At 42.0% G+C, this 19,896-nt stretch carries 21 protein-coding genes, 1 pseudogene and 1 other annotated feature; of the genes and pseudogenes, 1 reads left to right on the plus strand and 21 read right to left on the minus strand.

Annotated features, from left to right (window positions below; all coding sequences use genetic code 11):
* Nucleotides 1–6: 6 nt before the first annotated feature.
* From infC to QM843_RS00240, 21 genes are all read right to left on the minus strand, one after another.
* A complete protein-coding gene (infC, locus tag QM843_RS00140) occupies nucleotides 7–537 on the minus strand; it encodes a translation initiation factor IF-3 (RefSeq protein ID WP_000848180.1) in 531 nt (176 codons plus the stop codon).
* Between the two features lie 15 nt (nucleotides 538–552).
* Nucleotides 553–684 (minus strand) — a sequence feature (ribosomal protein L20 leader region).
* A gap of 72 nt (nucleotides 685–756) precedes the next feature.
* The gene (locus tag QM843_RS00145; RefSeq protein ID WP_414304244.1) at nucleotides 757–2,997 is read right to left on the minus strand and encodes a DNA internalization-related competence protein ComEC/Rec2; all 2,241 of its coding nucleotides are present in this window, start codon (nucleotides 2,995–2,997) and stop codon (nucleotides 757–759) included.
* Nucleotides 2,981–3,631: a helix-hairpin-helix domain-containing protein gene (locus QM843_RS00150; protein WP_084924536.1), complete on the minus strand. Its 651-nt coding sequence runs from the start codon at nucleotides 3,629–3,631 to the stop codon at nucleotides 2,981–2,983. The genes QM843_RS00145 and QM843_RS00150 overlap by 17 nt, the downstream gene beginning before the upstream one ends.
* A 66-nt stretch (nucleotides 3,632–3,697) precedes the next feature.
* Nucleotides 3,698–4,267: a GNAT family N-acetyltransferase gene (locus QM843_RS00155; protein WP_084924537.1), complete on the minus strand. Its 570-nt coding sequence runs from the start codon at nucleotides 4,265–4,267 to the stop codon at nucleotides 3,698–3,700.
* Between the two features lie 106 nt (nucleotides 4,268–4,373).
* Nucleotides 4,374–5,378: a PhoH family protein gene (locus QM843_RS00160; protein ID WP_125392932.1), complete on the minus strand. Its 1,005-nt coding sequence runs from the start codon at nucleotides 5,376–5,378 to the stop codon at nucleotides 4,374–4,376.
* Nucleotides 5,379–5,463: 85 nt separating this feature from the next.
* Nucleotides 5,464–5,679, minus strand: a complete 216-nt coding sequence (locus QM843_RS00165; RefSeq protein ID WP_049502497.1) for a YozE family protein — start codon at nucleotides 5,677–5,679, stop codon at nucleotides 5,464–5,466.
* Nucleotides 5,680–5,687: 8 nt separating this feature from the next.
* Entirely contained in the window at nucleotides 5,688–6,542 is an 855-nt protein-coding gene (cvfB, locus tag QM843_RS00170) for an RNA-binding virulence regulatory protein CvfB (protein WP_261073714.1), read from the minus strand.
* Between the two features lie 59 nt (nucleotides 6,543–6,601).
* On the minus strand, nucleotides 6,602–7,159 hold the full coding sequence (frr, locus tag QM843_RS00175; RefSeq protein WP_001262220.1) for a ribosome recycling factor: 558 nt from the start codon (nucleotides 7,157–7,159) through the stop codon (nucleotides 6,602–6,604).
* An 8-nt stretch (nucleotides 7,160–7,167) separates the two neighbouring features.
* Entirely contained in the window at nucleotides 7,168–7,905 is a 738-nt protein-coding gene (gene pyrH, locus QM843_RS00180; RefSeq protein ID WP_000002996.1) for a UMP kinase, read from the minus strand.
* Between the two features lie 83 nt (nucleotides 7,906–7,988).
* A complete protein-coding gene (gene trmFO, locus QM843_RS00185) occupies nucleotides 7,989–9,323 on the minus strand; it encodes a methylenetetrahydrofolate--tRNA-(uracil(54)-C(5))-methyltransferase (FADH(2)-oxidizing) TrmFO (protein ID WP_414304320.1) in 1,335 nt (444 codons plus the stop codon).
* 134 nt (nucleotides 9,324–9,457) lie between these two features.
* On the minus strand, nucleotides 9,458–10,336 hold the full coding sequence (gene rsmI / locus QM843_RS00190) for a 16S rRNA (cytidine(1402)-2'-O)-methyltransferase (protein WP_414304245.1): 879 nt from the start codon (nucleotides 10,334–10,336) through the stop codon (nucleotides 9,458–9,460).
* 2 nt (nucleotides 10,337–10,338) lie between these two features.
* Nucleotides 10,339–10,656, minus strand: coding sequence for a DNA replication initiation control protein YabA (yabA, locus tag QM843_RS00195; protein WP_000358227.1), 318 nt, complete (start codon nucleotides 10,654–10,656; stop codon nucleotides 10,339–10,341).
* 39 nt (nucleotides 10,657–10,695) lie between these two features.
* Nucleotides 10,696–11,586: a DNA polymerase III subunit delta' gene (locus tag QM843_RS00200; protein WP_414304246.1), complete on the minus strand. Its 891-nt coding sequence runs from the start codon at nucleotides 11,584–11,586 to the stop codon at nucleotides 10,696–10,698.
* The gene (tmk, locus tag QM843_RS00205; protein ID WP_414304247.1) at nucleotides 11,583–12,221 is read right to left on the minus strand and encodes a dTMP kinase; all 639 of its coding nucleotides are present in this window, start codon (nucleotides 12,219–12,221) and stop codon (nucleotides 11,583–11,585) included. The genes QM843_RS00200 and tmk overlap by 4 nt, the downstream gene beginning before the upstream one ends.
* Nucleotides 12,222–12,334: 113 nt before the next feature.
* Nucleotides 12,335–13,132, minus strand: coding sequence for a pyrroline-5-carboxylate reductase (proC, locus tag QM843_RS00210; protein WP_261081146.1), 798 nt, complete (start codon nucleotides 13,130–13,132; stop codon nucleotides 12,335–12,337).
* A 3-nt stretch (nucleotides 13,133–13,135) separates the two neighbouring features.
* The gene (locus tag QM843_RS00215; RefSeq protein ID WP_261081145.1) at nucleotides 13,136–14,398 is read right to left on the minus strand and encodes a glutamate-5-semialdehyde dehydrogenase; all 1,263 of its coding nucleotides are present in this window, start codon (nucleotides 14,396–14,398) and stop codon (nucleotides 13,136–13,138) included.
* Nucleotides 14,399–14,407: 9 nt separating this feature from the next.
* Nucleotides 14,408–15,517, minus strand: coding sequence for a glutamate 5-kinase (gene proB, locus QM843_RS00220; protein ID WP_261061529.1), 1,110 nt, complete (start codon nucleotides 15,515–15,517; stop codon nucleotides 14,408–14,410).
* 100 nt (nucleotides 15,518–15,617) lie between these two features.
* Nucleotides 15,618–17,513 carry an MBL fold metallo-hydrolase gene (locus tag QM843_RS00225; protein ID WP_414304248.1) on the minus strand — a complete coding sequence of 632 codons (1,896 nt, stop codon included), beginning with the start codon at nucleotides 17,511–17,513 and terminating at the stop codon, nucleotides 15,618–15,620.
* A 2-nt stretch (nucleotides 17,514–17,515) separates the two neighbouring features.
* A complete protein-coding gene (locus QM843_RS00230; protein WP_414304249.1) occupies nucleotides 17,516–18,403 on the minus strand; it encodes an RluA family pseudouridine synthase in 888 nt (295 codons plus the stop codon).
* Nucleotides 18,393–18,854: a signal peptidase II gene (lspA, locus tag QM843_RS00235; protein ID WP_414304250.1), complete on the minus strand. Its 462-nt coding sequence runs from the start codon at nucleotides 18,852–18,854 to the stop codon at nucleotides 18,393–18,395. Before lspA ends, QM843_RS00230 begins: the two co-directional genes overlap by 11 nt.
* A complete protein-coding gene (locus QM843_RS00240) occupies nucleotides 18,851–19,759 on the minus strand; it encodes a LysR family transcriptional regulator (RefSeq protein WP_414304251.1) in 909 nt (302 codons plus the stop codon). The genes lspA and QM843_RS00240 overlap by 4 nt, the downstream gene beginning before the upstream one ends.
* Between QM843_RS00240 and QM843_RS00245 the strand changes: the two are divergent.
* Nucleotides 19,752–19,823: pseudogene (locus QM843_RS00245) on the plus strand (AraC family transcriptional regulator); the annotation flags it as partial. The gene QM843_RS00240 and the pseudogene QM843_RS00245 sit on opposite strands and share 8 nt — an antisense overlap.
* Between the last annotated feature and the right edge of the window lie 73 nt (nucleotides 19,824–19,896).

A 19,896-nucleotide genomic window follows, 5' to 3' on the forward strand; every position in this document is an offset into this window, starting at 1 on the left:
TGACAATTATTTTTTGTCAGTCGCTGGCGCCAATTGCATGAACATTTGACGTCCATCCATTTTAGCACGTTGTTCGATGATGGCAATATCTTGAGTTGCTTCAGCAAACTCGGCTAAAACTTTTGCACCAATCTCTTTATGGGTAATCATACGACCCTTAAAGCGAATAGATACCTTAACTTTATTTCCTTTTTCAAGGAATTTGCGTGCATTGCGAAGTTTTGTATCAAAGTCACCCTTGTCAATAGTTGGACTTAGACGAACTTCTTTTACAGTAACAACACTTTGTTTTTTACGTTGTTCTTTTTGCTTCTTCTGGTACTCAAATTTGAACTTACCGTAGTCCATAATTTTTGCAACAGGCGGTTTGGCTTGGGGTTGAATCAATACTAGGTCAACATTAGCGTTATCAGCCAAAGCTTGCGCTTCACTGAGTGGCTTGATGCCTAGCTGTTCTCCTTCAAGACCAATCAAGCGAACTTCACGTACACGAATCTCATCATTGATGAATAAGTCTTGCTTTGCTATGGTTTTCACCTCTTTTGTTTTATTAGAGAAAAACAATAGCGGACTCGTAAATATACAAGCCCGCACGTTATGATAGCGTTTCTTAGAAACTTTTCATCCGTAGGGCCAGGCAACTTAATGTCACAAGGCGAGAAGCTCTCACTTCTGCTTTTCTCAACTTTTATATGATACCAAGTTTTCTAGCCCTTGTCAAGATAAAAAGTTATTTTTTTGAAAAGTTTCTGCTCATTAACCAACCGTTTCGATTTTCCAACTATCTAACCCCTTAAAGCGTATAGCTCCTTGATGGTCAGTTCTATAAACTTTGCTATTGATACCTTCCAGTCGTGTCAAGGTTTCCTGATGGGGTAGTTTGGTTCGATTGTTCTTTCCAACTGAGATGAGAGTCATCTCTGGTTTGAGCTGTTCTAAAAAGGCTGAACTTGATAATTTTTTAGATCCATGTTGGCCAACTTTCAAAACATCCACCTCTAGGTCAGGATATTGCTTTAGAAGATCCTTCTCTCCTTTCTCCTCCAAATTTCCTGTGAAAAGAAAGTGCTTATCCAAGAGTTTTCCATACAGAACTAGAGAATCTTCATGACCTCCATCTCCAATTTTCCTTGGAGATAAGACTTCTAACTGACTTCCAAAAATTGGAAGGTTCTCTCCTGTTGTCACACTGCGCACCTTGGTTTGAGTTGCCTGTAGTTCTGCTACAAATTCCTTCTGTTTCAAACTGCCTTTGGACACTAAAATTTCGCCTACATGGAAAGCCTTGGTCATCTCCAACAAATCTCCAACATGCTCCTTATCTGTATTGGTCAAAATTAGCTGGTCAATCTTGGCTACTCCTCGACTTTTGAGATAGGGAATCAAGGTTCGCTGTGCATTGCTGGTCGTCGCCTTTTCTTGCCATTTTTCGATTTTCTTATCAGATTCTGCCTTGCCACCTACATCTATGAGAATGGTCTTCCCAGTTACATCCCTTAGGAAAATACTTTCCCCTTGCCCAACATCCAGCATGGTAATTTCATTTTCCAGTGGATGCTTGGTCAGGAGAAAGAGACTTGTAATCAATAAGCTCAATACCGTTAGTCTTTTAATGTTTTTCCTCAAATCATAGACCAAAGCCAGGGAAATTAATAATAAGATTAAAAGCCATGCATTGGGTTGTCCAAAGACTAGAGGTCTACTCGCCACCTGTGACACCAAGCGAATCATCCCTTCCAACCATTCAAAAATAAAATTTAGCTGAATGACTGGATAGAGAAAGGAAAAGACAAATAAGATAGACAAGAGCGGTAAGAAGACCAAGTCAAAAAGAAAGGAAAAGACAAAGGTCAAAAGGATGGACCAAGGCTGAAATTCCGCGAAATAGAAGGATAAAATAGGCAATATTCCTAAGGAGATGACTAAACTTTCTCTGGCAACAGCCTTGAGTCCCTCTCCTTCTTTGCTGGTCATGGTCAAGATAAAAGCATAAGCGCAGGACAAGACTCCTCCTGCAGTCAGGAAAAAGTTAGGCATGACAATAAAGAGGACAAGCACCGTCAAGGCAAAATTATCCAAGCCCTTAACACCATGTTGAGCCAGTAGCTTCTGCAAGAGACTGCGAATAACCGATGCTGAAAATCCTGTCAGACCAGCATAGAGAAGGGAAAAGGGATAAGTCAGCCACTTCAACTTTTCTTGGGTCAAGCCCAATCGCAAGAGTAGTTTCTTAAATCCATCCATGAAAAAACCTACCTGCATCCCCGATAAGGCAAAGAGGTGGATAATTCCTAAACTAGAATAAAGCTCATTCATCTCCTCAAAATCTGTATCCAGATGCCCTAACAAGAGCCCCGTCATGTAATTGCGCATAGGAACTGGAAAATGTGTCTTAATCCAAACTACAGCCTTTCGACGTAAACTGGACAGGTTTTCACCTATATCCCAACTGCCAACCTTTTGAAGTGACTGGATTTTTTTGATATTGAGAATCTGGTAAATTCCCTGAGTCTTCAGATAGGCTTGGTAGTCAAAGCCACCAAAATTTCTCTGCCCTTCTGGCTCCGAAAGCTTCCCTTCTAGTCCTATCTCATGAAGGTCGGTTAAAGCTTGAAAGGCTTCTTTCTCCTCCTCGGACTGGAGTTTATAATAGACTTGAAAAATGCGTCTATCAGACTTGCCACGAAAGGACAGACTATCACCATTGATCTTAACAGTGTCAGGCAAAATCCGTACCCTTTCAACAGAATCCGCCAAATTTTGACTCGCTCGACTCTGTTGCCAATTTTGAAACAGAAACCAGAAGGCAAAGATTCCGCAAATAACTAGAACTTTTACAGCAGGTTTCCAAGGAAATTGGATAAAGAGACAGACGAGCAGAAAAACGAAGCCCAACAAAGCAAGATAGGATGCTGAAAAAATGGCGTAGTAAAGCCAGAGTAATAGAAAACTCAGATAGATTAAGGGAATAGAGAACTTCTTAATCCACTGTAACATAGTCTTTTAACTTTTCTATCGTTTTGGCACCAATGCCAGAGACCTTCTTGAGCTCATCAACCGACTTGAATTTCCCATTTGTTTCACGATGGTCGATAATGTCCTGAGCTCGTTTTCCTCCCAGTCCCTTAACCTGTTTAAGCTCTTCCAGACTGGCCTTGTTGAGATTGACCTTCTTGTCCTTACTTGTTGAAGAAGCCGTCCCCGAACCTGCCTGTTGACTAGCTGATTCTTCTCCCTTAGTTGGAACGTAAACCAGAGCCTCATCACTAACTTTCTGAGCTAGATTGAGCGACTTGCTGTCTGCTTGCTCTGTCAAGCCACCTGCCTTCTGAACGGCATCATTGACCCGACTACCTACAGGCAAATCATAAATTCCAGGTGCTTTAACAGCGCCTTTTACATCTACTGTGATTAGATCTTGTTCAACCGGTTCTTCCTTTGCTTCCTTCTTCACATCCTTTTCGGTCGATGAATCCTTGGAAACAGCTGCAACTTCTGCCTGCAAATTCGTTTCCTTGACAGGTGTTTCTGGAGCTGGCTTTAGCAGGAAAAATCCGCCTACAAGCAAGCCCAGACCAGTACAGATGACAATAATTTTATACTCTTTGATTTTTTCGATAATTGCTTCCATATTTTCTCCTCTCTTAGATTATTCGTAAGAGGAAGAAAAAACAGTTGAAAATTTCTTCTCAACTGCTTATTTATTTGCAAAATAGTCTTCCTTAGTCAAGACATAATGAACTCTTGTGATAATTCGACCTGGTTCTTTATTATCCATTCTGGCATAGGGTTCTTCGTGGGAAAAACGCATACCTGATTTCTCCATGACCTTGCCAGATGCGGGATTGTCTTTGTCATGAAGAGCGGTCAACTTGTTCATTCCTATCTTCTCAAAAATTAGCTTAATTACGGCACGATTGGCTTCTGTCGTCAAACCTTGATTCCAATACTTTTGGTTGATAATATAACCAATAGCTACCTTCTTAAGAACAGAATCAATCTTGTGCAAGTCAATGGTTCCGATAAACTCTCCAGTACTTTTTAGTTCTATTCCCCAGCGTCCCAAGGGATTAGCCAAGTAGAACTGAGCAATGTTATTCTTGGTTTCTTCCAAGCTTTGATTGGTTGGAAAAGTGTAACGTGTATTATCCTTGTCCGAGGCATAGGCAAACATCGCTTCCGCATCATCCAAGGTTACAGGTCTAAGCAATAAACGCTCTGTCTCGACTATGGGATACTGGGCTAGTTTTAAAAAGATTGATTCCATACGTTTTCTCCACTTGAAAAGTTTCTAACTAATATAAGGATATTGAATGAAACATTTAAAAAGCAAATTTATACTTAGTATTGAGATAACTTTAAGTACAAAAGAACTATCCTTCAGACAGAGGTTGAGGATCTAATTCTTCACTCTCTGCCTTTTTCACTGGAGCTGGTTCATAAGCTCGGATAATTTGAGCGACAACTGGATGGCGAACCACATCCTTGGCTGAAAAGTGAACAAAGTCAATTTGATGGATATTCTTGAGTTTCTCTTGAGCATCAATCAAACCGGACTTGACATTACGTGGCAGGTCAATCTGACTGATATCTCCATTGACAATCATCTTAGAATTAAAGCCTAAACGAGTCAGGAACATCTTCATCTGCATGATGGTCGTATTTTGCGCCTCATCTAGAATGACAAAGGCATCATCCAAGGTTCGTCCACGCATGTAGGCAAGGGGCGCAATTTCGATAATTTCTCGCTCCATGAGACGAGTCGTCTGGTCTTTCCCAAGAATCTGATATAAGGCATCGTAAACAGGACGAAGGTAAGGATCCACCTTCTCCTTGAGATCACCCGGAAGAAATCCTAGACTTTCACCTGCTTCCACTGCTGGACGAGTCAGGATAATCCGCTTGACCTGCCCACGTTTAAGAGCTGTCACTGCCAAGGTCACTGCAAGAAAGGTCTTCCCTGTCCCTGCTGGTCCGATTCCAAAGGTCACATCATGCTGTTTGACACTGTCCACATAAAGCTTTTGACCCAAGGTTTTGACACGAATAGGCTTCCCTGTATTGTCTTTGATAATTTCTTCTTCGTAAAGGGCGACAAACTTGTCGATTTCATCGTTTTTGACCATGCTAATCGCAGTCACCACATCTGGCGTGCCAACCGTCATCCCTCGATTCACCAAAACCATCAAGGCTTGGATAACCTGACGTGCTTCCTCACAGGCAGTCTCTTCTCCCAAAACCTGCACAATCTCCGTACGAGCATGAATCACAACATCAAGCTCTTCTTCCATCAAACGAAGATGGCGTTCATTGGAACCAAAAAGATGAAACAGGTCATCTGGATGACTCAGTTGAATGTCAATTGAATGTTCCTTCAAATAAAGAACCTCTCTAATCCGTTTATTTCTTTTTATTATAGCAAAGGGATGGATAAATTACTAGCCCAAACCCAATGAATAAAGTCTAGTGTTCTAAGTATTCTTGCCAAATAGAGTCAAAGTCTCCTAGGTTGAAAGAGAAACTGGCATGTTCTTCCAAAAAGCGACTGACCTCATCAAAATCATCTGAGTGTTTTGGAAATGTTGACTCTTCAAAAGCTAGGTCTGCCAAGATGGCTTTGGGACTGTTACTTTTAGGATTGCGCTCAGTCATGAGCCAAGTGTAAAATGATTTTCTCATATACCACCCTAAATCAACTCTGTACCAAACTGGTCTTGCTTGATTTTGCCAGCCTTCATCAAGCCACCGAGTGCTTTCTTAAACTGACCTTTAGAAATACCAAAGGTTGCTTTAATGTCGTCTGGAGATGACTTATCATTTAAGGTCATGAACCCCCCATTACTTTCCAAGTAGGTCAAAATCATCTGAGCATCATTTTCCAACATTTCAAATGAACGTGGTTTGAGGGAGAGGTTCAAAGTACGGTCCACTTCACGGAAACCAATGACTCGCGCATCTAGGACTTGCCCCAAACGTGGTTCTGCATAACGCTCACTTGGGTGAATAAAACCAAGCATATTATTTTCTGGTAGGTAAACAAAAGTTCCTGACAGCTTGAGGCGGTATACAATGGCTGGCCAGTTTTGATTCTGCATGTTGTTGTAAGCAGGACGAGCAAGACGTTGGAAGTCTTCTTGATAGGCCAAAAGTCCCCAGATACGGTCTTTCTTGTCCACTTCAAGACGGATGTAGAGTTGGTCGCCTTTCTTAGGCCAGAGTTCCTTGAGCTCAGGAAGAATATCGAGTGACACAACGATTTCCTTGTCAGGAAGACCTGTATCTACAAAAACACCCAAGTCCTTACGAACCTCTGTGACACGTCCCCAACCAAATTGGTCCTGAGTAGCAGTCACTTCTAGAGTCGTCAAGCGGAGTTTTTGATTCATATCTGTATAGGCGAAACCTTTAACCGTATCCCCTACTGTATGCTGACCTTCTTCCTTGGCAAGCGCATAGGTTTGGCCATCCTTTTGCACAAAGTAAAAACGGTCATTTTCATCGATGATGAGTCCAACGATAAAACTTGCAAGATTTGTATTCATATTTCCTTCTTTCGAATAAAACTCAGCCAGCAATGCCAACTGAGTTTTTCTGTTTATTTTTAGACTTCCAAAAGTTCTTTTTCTTTGTTGGCAGTCATGTCGTCGATGTGCTTGACAGCATCGTCTGTTACTTTTTGAATATCTTTTTCAAGAGTCTTCAATTCGTCTTCAGTGATTTCTTTTGCTTTTTCTTGTTTCTTAGCTTCGTCCATAGCATCGCGACGGATATTGCGGACAGCCACTTTAGCATTTTCACCGACCTTCTTCACTTCTTTAGCAAGGTCACGACGAGTTTCTTCTGTAAGAGCTGGGATAACCAAGCGAATCACAGAACCGTCATTCGCTGGTGTGATACCAAGATCAGAAGCGTTCAAAGCACGTTCGATGTCTTTCAATGAAGACTTGTCAAATGGTGTTACCAACAAAACACGCGCTTCTGGAATCGTAATTGAAGCGATTTGGTTAAGAGGAGTTTCGACTCCATAGTATTCTACATGTACACGGTCAAGCAAGCTTGCATTGGCACGACCGGCACGGATAGCACCAAATTCACGAGCAAGTGAGTGGTGAGATTGGGTCATTCTCTCTTTAGCTTTTTCAATAATTGCGTTAGCCATAATCTTTCTTATTCCTTTTCTTCGATATTGTTTGAAACTGTTGTTCCGATATTTTCACCAAATACGACACGTTTGATGTTGCCTGGTTGGTTCATGTTGAAGACAACCAAGTCAATGTCGTTATCCATTGAGAGGGTTGAAGCTGTTGAGTCCATGATACGAAGACCTTTATTGATAACGTCACGGTGGGTCAATTCTTCAAACTTAACGGCTGTCTTGTCTTTCTTAGGATCGGCATTGTAAACACCATCGACACCGTTTTTAGCCATAAGAATAGCATCTGCTTCGATTTCAGCTGCACGAAGGGCCGCTGTTGTATCTGTTGAGAAGTAAGGTGAACCAATTCCGGCACCAAAGATAACGATACGGCCTTTTTCAAGATGACGAAGGGCACGTCCACGTACGTAAGGCTCTGCCACTTGTTGCATAGCAATAGCTGTTTGCACACGTGTATCAACCCCAACTTGTTGCAATGAATCTGCCATCACAAGAGCATTCATCACGGTCCCAAGCATTCCAGTGTAATCGGCCTGAACGCGGTCCATTCCTGCTTCTGCAGCAGGTTCTCCACGCCAGAGATTTCCTCCACCGATAACAAGGGCAATTTCGATACCTAAGCTATGAACTTCTTGAATCTCTTTTGCGATTGTTTGAACTGTTTGGATATCAATCCCTACGCCACGTTCACCGGCAAGGGCTTCACCTGATAACTTGATTAAAATACGTTTATACTTGGGATTCGCCATTTTCACTCTCCTTTTTTTATCCTACCTATTTTATCACAATTTCTAAGATTTTTATAGTATCGTGAGCAATTCTTTCAAAAAAATTAGACTGTTAAAAATTCCTCTAAGTCGCTAAGAGCACGCTCTGCAATTTTTTCATAACGAGCCTTCTTATCACGAATACGTTCGCCTTCCAACTCCTTGATGATTCCAAAATTGACATTCATTGGTTGGAAATGTTTGCTATCTGCATGAGTGATGTAATGAACTAGACTTCCAATCGCTGTTGTCTCTGGGAAGATAGCCTGGCTTTCTCCCTTGAAAAGACGAGCCGCGTTAATTCCCGCAACTAATCCTGACGCAGCTGACTCTACATAGCCTTCCACACCCGTCATTTGACCAGCAAAGAAAAGATTTGGCTGTTTCTTAGAACGATAGGTTTGCTCAAGAAGATTTGGTGAATCCATATAAGAATTGCGGTGCATGACACCATAACGTACAAACTCCGCATTTTCAAGGCCTGGAATCATTTGGAAGACACGCTTTTGTTCTCCCCATTTGAGGTGGGTCTGGAAACCGACGATATTGTAGAGACTACCAGCCGCGTTGTCCTGACGAAGCTGAACAACCGCATAAGGTGTTTTGAATTCTCCATCACGAGGGCCTGTATAATCGTCTGGATACTCAAGGCCGACTGGTTTCATAGGGCCATAAAGCATAGTTTTAATGCCACGTTTGGCCATGACTTCGATTGGCATACATCCTTCAAAGTACTTTTCTTTTTCAAAGGAATTAAGCGGTGCTTCTTCCGCATTGACCAAGGCTTCATGGAAATCCATAAACTCTTGCTTGGTCATGGGAGCGTTGAGATAAGCGGCTTCTCCCTTATCATAACGAGATTTGAGATAAACCTTGCTCATATCGATGGTGTTGACATCGATAATAGGCGCTGCCGCATCATAGAAATAGAAACCATCGCCGTCATTAAGAGCATGAATCTTCTCAGCTAGGGTATCGCTGGTCAAAGGACCAGTCGCCACAACTGTAATAACATCTGTCGGCAATTCTGTAATTTCATCACGCACTACTTCAATCAAGGGGTGGTTGGCAACTTTTTCAGTCACCATCTGTGAGAAACCATCTCGGTCCACAGCAAGCGCACCACCTGCAGGAACACGTGTTGCTTCAGCAGATTCTAAGATAACAGAACCCAAGCGACGCATTTCTTCCTTGAGAAGACCAACTGCATTTGTCAAAGCATCCCCACGTAAGGAATTAGAACAAACCAATTCAGCAAAATTGTCTGTTTTGTGTTGAGGTGTTGACTTGACACCACGCATTTCATAAAGTTTAACTGGAATACCACGCTCTGCGATTTGGTAGGCTGCTTCAGAACCTGCCAAACCAGCACCGATAACATTGATATAAGATTGAGACACGACACTAATACCTCGTTGGGTGGGACATAAGTCCATGTCAAAACACCCCACTGGACTGTTTAACACCCACAAATCTTTCTATTTTTTTCTTCTACTAGTATAACAAAAAAAGGGAAGAAGGCAAACTTCCCTGTTTAGTCATTTTCTTGATTTTCTTCCCAGTCGTGATAGGCAGCGTAGAGTTGACTCTTATTCCACTGGTAAATCTTAGCGACTTCCTTGATAGCTTGATTTTTCTTCATGCCTTGCTGGATACGGGCTTGGATTTCTAAGAACAAGTCCTCCTCATCTTTTTCCTCCACATCTTGGCTGGCACCTTCAACAATGAGAAGGCATTCGCCCTTGAGTGGCGTTGCAGCGATACTTTCCAGCAATTCAGAAATGGTACCTCTTTGGTATTCTTCATAGATTTTAGTCAATTCCCTGACTAAAACGACCGAGCGGTCACTATAGACTTCTAGCATATTTTCTAACGTATCTGCCACACGATGAGGCGATTCATAGAAAATTTGAGTTTCAGGATAGTCTTTTTTCGAGTCAAAAAATTGCTTTTGCTGGCCTGATTTTCTCGGTAAAAAGCCGTAAAAGATATGTGGCTGTGGCGCTAAACCACTGGCAATCAAGGCAGAAATTCCTGCAGAGGCACCTGGAACAGTCACAACCGCAATTTCTTCCTCAATTGCTGCCTTAACCAAATCATGACCAGGGTCTGAGATGCTAGGCAGACCCGCGTCGGATACCTGAGCAATACTTTGCCCTGCTTTCAGGAAACCAATCAAATCAGGAATCTTTTCCTTGGCATTGTGCTCATGAAAACTGATTTGCTTGGTAGAAATGTCAAAATGCTTGAGCAATAGACCTGTATTGCGCGTGTCCTCAGCAGCAATCCAGTCCACTTCTTTCAAGGTCTGAATAGCTCGAAAGGTCATATCATCTAGATTTCCAATCGGCGTTGCCACTAGGTACAACTTGCCGTAGGGAGACTCCCCCTTAAAACTTTTTTGAATCTGCATGCCTACTCCCTGTATAACAACTCGTCACAGAACATACATTCCTCGTCCTGCTCTCGACGTTGTCCATAAAAATCATTACATACGTGAAAACCATCTTTATAAATTCGACGGACACTTTCGCGAACATGTTTAGCCTTGACGGGAGCATCTGCTTCCACCTCACCCAAGCGTTCTCGCAACTTACTATTTTCCAAGCGAAGAGCTGTATTTTCTTCTACTAGGCTCTTGAGATTTTTCTTGATGGCTTCCACATCGGCCAAGGTTACCAATAACTGTTGGGAAAAATCGTCTAGCGCGTCAAATAATTCTTTTTTGTCCATAAAACAGCCCTTTCCTTTCTTTATCGATCATTTTTGAGTTTATATTTCTTTCAAGACCAGATATTCCATGGCATTTTGAAAGCTGACATTAGCTTGCCACATTTTTCTAGCTTCTAGCAAATCTTGTAAAATCACTCTTACTCTTGCTTGTAGGATATCTTGTCCACAGAGAACTTCAAGAATCCGTAAAACCTGATCTTGTTTTTCCTTGTCATCTGCCAAGCTAGCTAGTTTGGCAACTTGCAAATAACTTTCTTTTTTCTTAGCCACTAACCAAGTCAGCAGGCGTTCACTTTCATCAACCAAGGTCCAAAAACTTGCCTGATTAGCTAATTTTTCTGCTTCAGCTCGCGATTGACTAAACTGAGCTAGGAGAGTCGCTTTTTTCTTAACCAGTCCCATTTGTTCTAAGAGCAAGATGAGCTTCTCTTCTTGTTTTTTAAAGTGAAAAATTTGCGTCCGACTTCGGATTGTAGGTAAAATCTTCTCCTCATCACTGGTCAAGAAGAAAATGTAAACCTCACTCTGGGGTTCTTCGATGACCTTGAGCAGAGAATTGGCTGCATTAGGATGCATTTTCTCAGCTTGCTCGATAATAAAGACCTGTTGCTGACTTTCAATCCCTGCTTGAGAAAACTGCCCCACCAATTCTCGAATGCGTTCTGTCTTGATGACCTGATTGACTGGCTTAATTAAGCTGACATCGGGAAATTCTCTCTGTTCAATCAGCTTGCAGTTTCGACATTTCTCACATGGTAAAACGCCTACCTTATCCGTACAAAAGAGGCTCTTAGCTAAAAATTGCGCCATTTCCAAGCTTCCAAAGAAACCTGAAAAGAGATAGGCATGATTGAGCTGGTCTTGTTCTAGGATACGGACAAAGCGATCAAACTGGGCTGGTTGCCAAGCCTTTAGTTGATCTTGTTTCATCTTGTCAAGCCCATTCTGTCAAACAAGACAGCCTTGGTAGTTTCCACAACCTGCTCCAAAGGCAGACTAGCATCAATCTTGACAATGCGATTTCCTTCTTTTTCCAGTAGATAAAGATAGCCTTGACGGACTTTCTTATGCAAGTCCAACCCTTCCAAGTCCAAACGATTGACCTCGCGGTCACTATTAGCAGCAATGCGAGCCAGTCCTTCTTCCACCTCGATGTCAAAATAGAGTGTCAAATCGGGTTTGAGGCCATCTGTCGCAAAGCGATTGAGCCAATCAATGGCTTCAATGTCCAAGCCACGACCAAATCCCTGATAGGCAAGAGAACTATCGATGAAGCGGTCCATAATGACCAACTTGCCAGCTTCAAGTGCTGGAAGAACTTTTTCCACCAAGTGCTGTCTGCGACTAGCAATATAAAGAAGCAACTCTGTCTTCGCATCCATCTGAGTATGACTTGGATCCAAAATTACTTCCCGAATCTTCTCCCCAATCAAGACTCCGCCAGGTTCACGCGTCGTCAGCACCTCTACCCCTTTTTCCTCTAAAATTGGTAACAGTGCCTCTAAAACACTGGTCTTTCCTGCTCCCTCTGGTCCCTCAAGAGAGACTAAAAATCCTTTTGACATGTCTAACTCATTTCTTTTTTACTACTTCTATTCTATCAAAAAAATGGGGGTTTGTGACAATCTTTTTGTCTTCTCATTTCAACCACCATAAAAGAGGCAGACAAAACTACCTCTTATTTACCCAGTTCTTGTGTTCGTTTGTAGGCTTGATGAACTGCATCCATGACCGTTCCTCGAAAAGCATGCGCTTCTAGGCTTGCTACACCAGCGATAGTCGAACCGCCTGGGCTACAAACTTGATCTTTTAAGACCCCAGGATGTTCTTGGCTTTCTAGGACCAATTGCCCAGCTCCTACCACAGTTTGGGCTGCCATTTTCAGTGCTATTTCCCGTGGCAATCCCGTCTGAACACCTGCATCTGCCAAGGCTTCGATAAAGAGATAGACAAAGGCCGGTCCACAGCCTGCAAGACCTGTCGCTGCGTCGATTAAGCCTTCTCCCAGTTCAACCAAGAGACCAGCCTTGGATAAAAGCTGACAAAATAGCTCACTGTCCTCAGCCCTGCAATTAGAAGACAAGGCATAGCTAATCACTCCTTGACCGATAGAAGCAGGAGTATTTGGCATCATACGAATAATTCTGTGTTGATTTGGGATAAGACTTGCTAGTTTTTCTAAAGTCAATCCAGCTGCCATGGAAATCAAAAGAAGACTTTCTCTTTTTTCAAGGATGGTCTGGTATTGAGAAAGCAGTTCAGAAAACTGAGCAGGCTTAACTCCTAGAAAAATCACATCTGCTTCTGCAAAGATTTCGTCATTGCTAGAAGTCTGACCACCGAAGTTGGCGATGAAAGCATCCACCTTAGCTTGACTACGATTGGCAAGGAGAATCTGAGCACCCGTCTTGGCCTGCAAAACAGACTTGGCCAAACTAGCACCCATATTCCCCAAACCGATAAATCCAATCTTCATCTCTTACTCCCTTATCTGTCCTTCACCAGTGACCACATACTTGTAGCTGGTCAACTCTTTCAAGCCCATTGGACCACGCGCGTGCAGTTTCTGAGTAGAAATCCCCATTTCACAACCCAGACCAAATTGGCCACCATCTGTGAAACGAGTTGAAGCATTGACATAAACCGCTGCTGAGTCCACTTGATCTGTAAAGTATGCTGCTGCTTCAGCATTTTCCGTCACAATGGCATCCGAATGATGGGTACTGTGGGTTTCAATATGGGCAACCGCTTCTTCTAAACTGCTCACAACCTTAACAGCTAATACATAGTCTAAAAACTCGGTGTCAAAGTCTTGAGCTTCAGCCGCTTGACCAGAAACAAACTGGCTTGCTTTGCTATCAAGTCGGAATTGAATTGGTTCCAGCCCAGCTTCTTTACGCTCTGCAACTAGAACTTGCTCCAAGCGAGGAAGGAAGCTTGCTGCCTTGTCTTCATGAACCAGCAGAACCTCCATGGCATTACAAACAGAAGGACGACTGGTTTTAGCATTGTTGATGATAGACAGAGCCTTGTCTTCGTCTGCATCCTTATCGACATAAACATGGACAATCCCAGTTCCTGTCTCGATAACTGGTACGATAGCATTTTCAACCACTGCATTGATCAAACCAGATCCCCCACGAGGAATGAGAAGGTCTAGATAGCCCTTTGCCTTCATCATGGCATAGCTGCTTTCTCGGCTGGTATCTTCCACTAGTTGAATCACATCTGGATGAATGGTAGTCGTCTCCAAGCCCTTCTTCAAGGCTGTGACAATGGCATGGGCTGTTTGATAGGCGTCCTTACCACTACGAAGAACAACTGCATTTCCACTTTTAAGAGCCAAAGCAGCTGCATCAGACGTCACATTTGGACGGCTTTCATAGATAATACCAATAACTCCCATAGCTACACGTTTCTTTGTGATAACCAAACCATTTTCAAGCTGATTGATTTCTAAAATTTCACCGATTGGATCTGGTAAAGCAACCACTTCACGAATCCCAGTTGCCATCGCTTCTATACGACTTGCATCCAAATAAAGACGATCCAGCATCACATCTGAGATTTTACCCTTAGCAGCTTCCATATCAAGGTCATTTGCCGCTAAAATCTCCTCAGTAGCTGCTAATAAATGATCAGCCATGGCTAGCAAGGCTTGGTTTTTCACCTCTTCACTAGCTGTGTTGATTGATTTTTTAACAGCCTGTACCTGTTCAAATTGTTCTTGTGTACTTACCATAGTTTACCTCTAAAATTCTGTAAAGAGTAGTTGGATTTCAGGAGTAATGGAAATCCAGTCGTCACGGTGAATCAAGACACCCTTAGCTTTTTGAGAACGCAACATATCCTCCAGAGCAGAGGCTCCAAATTGCACGCGTCCTTTTCCAAGCGATTTGCCACTCTCCTTGTCAAATACTGTCACGATATCACCGTAAGAAAAGGCTCCTTCTGCTTCAACAATACCAGATAAAAGCAGACTCTTTCCATGTTGGGAGAGAGCTTCTGCAGCCCCTTTATCAACCCAGATAGAACCCTGACTCTGAGCATAGAAGGCCAGCCATTGTTTCTGGGTGCGAAGTCCCTTCTCTTGCGCGACAAAGTAGGAACCATCCTTGGTCTCCTCAGCCGCTTCAATCATGGTATCTGGTTTTAAGGATGAGCAGATATAAACAGGAACTCCTGATTCTGTCGCAATAGTTGCAGCCTTGATTTTGGTTAACATGCCACCTGTTCCGTTTGAAGAACCAGCTCCACCAGCCATATCAATAATCTCACGATTGATGGTCTCGATTTTCTCCAAGCGTTTGGCTCTTGGATCTGAATTAGGATTTCCTGTATAGAGGCCGTCTACGTCTGTCAAGAGGACTAAAAGGTCAGCTTGGACCATGGCTGCTACCTGAGCACTCAGAGTGTCATTATCCCCAACCTTGAGTTCATCAATAACAACACTATCATTCTCGTTGATGATAGGAATCGCCCCACGACTAAGTAAAACAGACAAAGCCTGATGGGCATTTTTATAACGGCGCTTATCCACAAAGTCGTCCTGGGTCAGCAAGATTTGTGCAGAAACGATTTGGCGCAAGAGAAGATTGGTCGTGTATTCTTCCAACAAAAGACCCTGTCCTACCGCTGCTGAAGCCTGTTTATCAGCAATCTTTGTCGGACGCTTTTTAAATCCTAAAGCTCCAAAACCAGCCGCAATGGCACCTGACGACACCAAAATCAATTCATGACCAGCCTCGTGCAACATAGCCAATTGCTGGGTAATAGCTTTTACCTTACTACGTGATAAACTCCCATCCTCATTCGTCAGAGAAGAAGTCCCTACCTTAAAGACAATCCGTTTGTATTTCATAGTCTCACTCCGATTCTTCATATTTATCCATTATAACATGAATGACAGAAAATAGAAAAGAGTTGATAGGAAAAAGAAGGCCCTAAAACCTTCTTTTTTACTACTGTTCTGATTCCGATTTGTTTGCACTCGTTTCAGAGCTTTGCGAAATTACTGAAGTCAAATCTTGACTAGTTGAAGAACTTGTAACACTTTCGTTCTGAGTCGTTACTTTATTTTCAAGATCTTTTTTCACTACTTCACTGGATTCTTTTGTCTCTGAATTACTTGTAACTTTAGTTGTAATAGATTTCTCTACCGGAACATCCACTAACCAGGCACCACTTGAATCAACAGTATAACCTTCTGGTGTCTTACCGTTCACAAGTAATTGACCATTTTCTTTCAAGAAGTACCATTTATCCTTGTCCTTGATCCAACCCGCGGCTCGTGAACCGTCTTCCTTGTAGAAATACCAATCGTTTGCCTTTTTAAGCCATCCTTGCTTCATAGCTCCTGAATCTTCTAGATAGTAATGATGACCAGCAACTTCTATCTCACCTGTCTTCATGATACCAGCAGAATCCATATAGTACCAGTTTTCTTTATCTTTTACCCAGCCCGTTTTCATTTCTCCTGATTGGGCAAAGTAATACCATTGGCCCTTATATTGAAGCCAACCTGTCTTCATAGAGCCATCATAATCCAAATAATACCACTGCTCTTTATCTTGAATCCAACCAATTTCCATCTGGTTTTCTTTGTTGAAATAATACCAGATTCCATCGATTTTCTTCCAATTTTTTGCAGCAACACCAGAGTCTGTCAAATAAAACCAACGATTGTTCCATTTTTTCCATTGATTCTGTAACAAGATACCCGTTTGATTGAAGTAATACCATTCACCCTTGATATCATTCCAACCGACAGCATACTCTCCTGTAGAATCAGGTGCTTGATACCACCAGTTTCCATAAGCACTCTTATGCCAACCAGCTTGAAAACTTGGAATCGGATTGTAGGATTTTGAAATATTGACAAACCCATCTTTTCGAATATCAAAAACCGTCGCATCATAGTCTTTGCTGGCTGCGTTTATATGTTGAATTCCCATTGATTCAATCCAGCTAATATATTCCCTATTTATTTCTTGACCGCTATCATACGAACCAATTGGTGAGGAGGAAGTTTGAACAATTATCTCAGGAGACAAATTTTTTATAAAATTTTTTGTATTAGAATTTTTTGTATCTAAATGATGGTTAAACTTCATCAAATCAACTTTTCCAATGAGAGAACCGTACTTGTCTTCTGCTCCATGAACATTATCTAAGTCGCCTCCAAGGTAAATTTTCTTGCCATTAACTTTCACCACACTAATCAAGGAATTGGAATTATCATCCCAAACAGGTTTAAGATTTCCATTCTCATCATATTCATTTTCATAATTATAGAGCTGAATATCCATGTCCCCAAACTGAAAATGAGCATCTCCTTGTGTGATGTTTTGAATCACTGAAACACCTTTTTCTGCGGCAGTCTGTAAAACCTTATCATAGCCATACAGATTATCCCAAAGACGTTCAGGCTTAGTAATACGATTATCACTATATTTCTTAAGATAGACTCGGTCAACTGGATAGGTAGACAGTAATTCATCAACATTTCCAATATGGTCACTGTGGGTATGTGTTACCAAAATAAAATCAAGTTTTTGGGCACCCAATTCCTTCAAACGACGAAAGACACGATCTGTCAGAACATGCTTATAAGTGGTATTGATACCCTGTCTCCATGGATAACGAGAATCACTTCCATCTGGGAAATCATAATCTTCTCCTGTATCCACCATGGCAAAATGTCCATTGCTTTCAAGAATAATCGCATCACTACCACCTTCATGAACATTTATAAAGTGGATTTTATTTCCTGAACTTTCTTGAGCTTGAACATTCCCATACCAGGACAAAGCTAAAAAAGTGCTTGCAAGGGCTAAACTAGTTAATTTCTTTTTCATTCTTACTTTCTCAATCTCTCCAATGTTTCCCTAAAAATCTCTGGGATATCTGCTGTAAATTCCAAGGTCTCACCTGTTCTCGGATGGGTAAATCCTAGCGTCTTGGCATGAAGAAATTGTCCATGTCCTTTCAAAGTCTTGCGAGGACCATAGACTTCATCACCAGCGACTGGATGACCAATATAAGCCATGTGGACACGGATTTGGTGTGTACGCCCTGTCTCCAGTTGCAACTCCACTAAGCTATAATCACCAAAGCGTTCCAAGACGTGGAAACGGGTCACTGCAGGCTTCCCTTTAGCAGTCACAGCCTGTTTCTTACGGTCTTTTTCACTACGGCCAATCGGAGCTTCAATCACACCACGATCATTAGGCAGATTTCCATGAACAATCGCCCAATATTTGCGGAGAGACTTTTTATCCTTGAGTTCTTGGGCAAGTGCTAGATGCGCCTCATCGTTTTTAGCAATCATGAGAAGGCCTGACGTATCCTTATCAATACGGTGAACAATTCCTGGACGCAGAACCCCATTGATACCCGACAAATCCTTAATATGGTACATAAGGGCATTTACCAGAGTTCCACTAGTATGACCAGCACTCGGATGCACAACCATCCCCTGAGGTTTGTTAACGACTGCCACATCCTCATCTTGGTAGATGATTTCTAGCGGAAGATTCTCAGCTACATACTCTAAAACCTCTGGCTCTGGCACATGATAAGTGACGACATCGCCCTCTTGAACTGTGTATTTAGCTTTCTTGACTTGGCCATTGACCAAGACCTGGCCTGATTTGATTTGTTCATTCGCGAGACTGCGTGATAATTCTGTCAAATCCGACAAAGCCTTATCCAAACGCAGGCCACCAGTTTCAATTTTAATTTCCATTTATTTCCTCTTTTAACATTGCAATCAATAAAATAATCACTCCGACCGTCAGATAGCTATCTGCCACATTGAAAATTGCAAAATTGATAAAGTCAAGGTGGAACATATCCACAACAAAGCCCTGACTGATCCTGTCAATAAAGTTTCCAAGACCACCTGCGATTATCAAAGTCAAGCCCAAGACCATCCAGAATGAGTCCTCCATGTGTTTATGTAGATACCAAATGGCACCTACCATAACGACCAGTGTAATGATAGCAAATAACCACTGCTGGTCTTGTAGCATCGAAAAGGCTGCCCCTCGATTTTGCAGGTAGGTCAAACTAACGAAATTGGGAATCCAAGAACGAACTTCACCCAGTGGAATCTGTTGGACGATATAGGATTTTACCAACTGATCCAGCCCAATCAAAAGCAGTACAATGACTGCCACTATTCCTCTTTTTTTCATGATTTCCTCTTTTGATCAAAATATTCTTGCATGACTTCTACGAAGAGAGTCCCAGCTTGACTGAGCTCCACTTCTTCACGTTTAACATAGACCATGTGATTATCCAGTTCATCCTTGAGACGAATAACTGTAATGCCATTGACACTATCACTATCTAAAAATCCAGAACCTGTTGCATAAGCATCCGTCCGCTCCAAAATACCATTCAAAGTAGCACGATCTGTCACATTGAACATCTGTGAGCTAGCGCTGGTATCAACAAAGTTCTCTGAATAATAAAGGTACTCGTCTTTCTCTTGTGTAAAACGAACTGTCGGTAGATCTGCTAAATCCTCCATAACCAATTCCTCTTTCTGAGCCAAAGGATGCCCCTCGCGGAGATAAATATGGGTATGGAAGGGAATCAATTCAATGACCTCAAGACCTAGCTTTTCAACCCGTTGCATAATCCCCTTTTTGTTTTGATTATTAAGGTAGATAATCCCAATCTCACTATGCCCTTGGGCTACTTCGTCTAAGATTTGAACAGTAGTTGATTCAAAAATACGAAAGTTCTTATAGTCAGGATAGCGCTCTGAAAAGGCCGTAATAGTTGGTGGTAAAAAGTCATAGTGCTGGCTAGCAATGGAAAATTCATCCTTTTCTTCCTCAGGATTGGCATACTGATTTTGAAAAATATCAAATCCCTTGACCAATTCTTGCGCTTTTTCATAGAATTCCATACCACGACGGGTCAAGAAAGTCCCTGAGCTGGTCCGACGGAAAATCTTAAAGCCCAACTCTTTTTCCAAATCACGAACAGAAATAGACAGACTCGGCTGACTAACATACATCTTTTCAGCAGCTTCACGGAAAGTACCACTATTGGCAATGGCAACAACATAGCGTAATTGTTGAATGTTCATCTTCTACCCCCAACTTCTTTATCTTTTCATTATACCATATTTTAGAAGTTTTCCATCGAAGAAAAATAATGTCACTCATAAAATTCATCTACACTAAGAACGAAAAAATCATGGGTATCAAAACAAAAAAAGAGGCT

The organism is Streptococcus mitis (assembly GCF_047463435.1).
GTDB classification, from domain to species: domain Bacteria; phylum Bacillota; class Bacilli; order Lactobacillales; family Streptococcaceae; genus Streptococcus; species Streptococcus mitis_DS.

Coding starts and splice junctions, on each gene's coding strand:
- QM843_RS00155 (WP_084924537.1), bottom strand. CDS start 4,267: ATGGAATCAATCTTTTTAAAACTAGCCCAGTATCCCATAGTCGAGACA.
- QM843_RS00200 (WP_414304246.1), bottom strand. CDS start 11,586: ATGAAACAAGATCAACTAAAGGCTTGGCAACCAGCCCAGTTTGATCGC.
- QM843_RS00165 (WP_049502497.1), bottom strand. CDS start 5,679: ATGAGAAAATCATTTTACACTTGGCTCATGACTGAGCGCAATCCTAAA.
- pyrH (WP_000002996.1), bottom strand. CDS start 7,905: ATGGCGAATCCCAAGTATAAACGTATTTTAATCAAGTTATCAGGTGAA.
- frr (WP_001262220.1), bottom strand. CDS start 7,159: ATGGCTAACGCAATTATTGAAAAAGCTAAAGAGAGAATGACCCAATCT.
- QM843_RS00225 (WP_414304248.1), bottom strand. CDS start 17,513: ATGAAAAAGAAATTAACTAGTTTAGCCCTTGCAAGCACTTTTTTAGCT.
- QM843_RS00145 (WP_414304244.1), bottom strand. CDS start 2,997: ATGTTACAGTGGATTAAGAAGTTCTCTATTCCCTTAATCTATCTGAGT.
- QM843_RS00240 (WP_414304251.1), bottom strand. CDS start 19,759: ATGAACATTCAACAATTACGCTATGTTGTTGCCATTGCCAATAGTGGT.
- QM843_RS00215 (WP_261081145.1), bottom strand. CDS start 14,398: ATGGTAAGTACACAAGAACAATTTGAACAGGTACAGGCTGTTAAAAAA.
- proC (WP_261081146.1), bottom strand. CDS start 13,132: ATGAAGATTGGATTTATCGGTTTGGGGAATATGGGTGCTAGTTTGGCC.
- proB (WP_261061529.1), bottom strand. CDS start 15,517: ATGAAATACAAACGGATTGTCTTTAAGGTAGGGACTTCTTCTCTGACG.
- tmk (WP_414304247.1), bottom strand. CDS start 12,221: ATGTCAAAAGGATTTTTAGTCTCTCTTGAGGGACCAGAGGGAGCAGGA.
- rsmI (WP_414304245.1), bottom strand. CDS start 10,336: ATGCAGATTCAAAAAAGTTTTAAGGGGGAGTCTCCCTACGGCAAGTTG.
- lspA (WP_414304250.1), bottom strand. CDS start 18,854: ATGAAAAAAAGAGGAATAGTGGCAGTCATTGTACTGCTTTTGATTGGG.
- yabA (WP_000358227.1), bottom strand. CDS start 10,656: ATGGACAAAAAAGAATTATTTGACGCGCTAGACGATTTTTCCCAACAG.
- QM843_RS00230 (WP_414304249.1), bottom strand. CDS start 18,403: ATGGAAATTAAAATTGAAACTGGTGGCCTGCGTTTGGATAAGGCTTTG.
- QM843_RS00150 (WP_084924536.1), bottom strand. CDS start 3,631: ATGGAAGCAATTATCGAAAAAATCAAAGAGTATAAAATTATTGTCATC.
- cvfB (WP_261073714.1), bottom strand. CDS start 6,542: ATGAATACAAATCTTGCAAGTTTTATCGTTGGACTCATCATCGATGAA.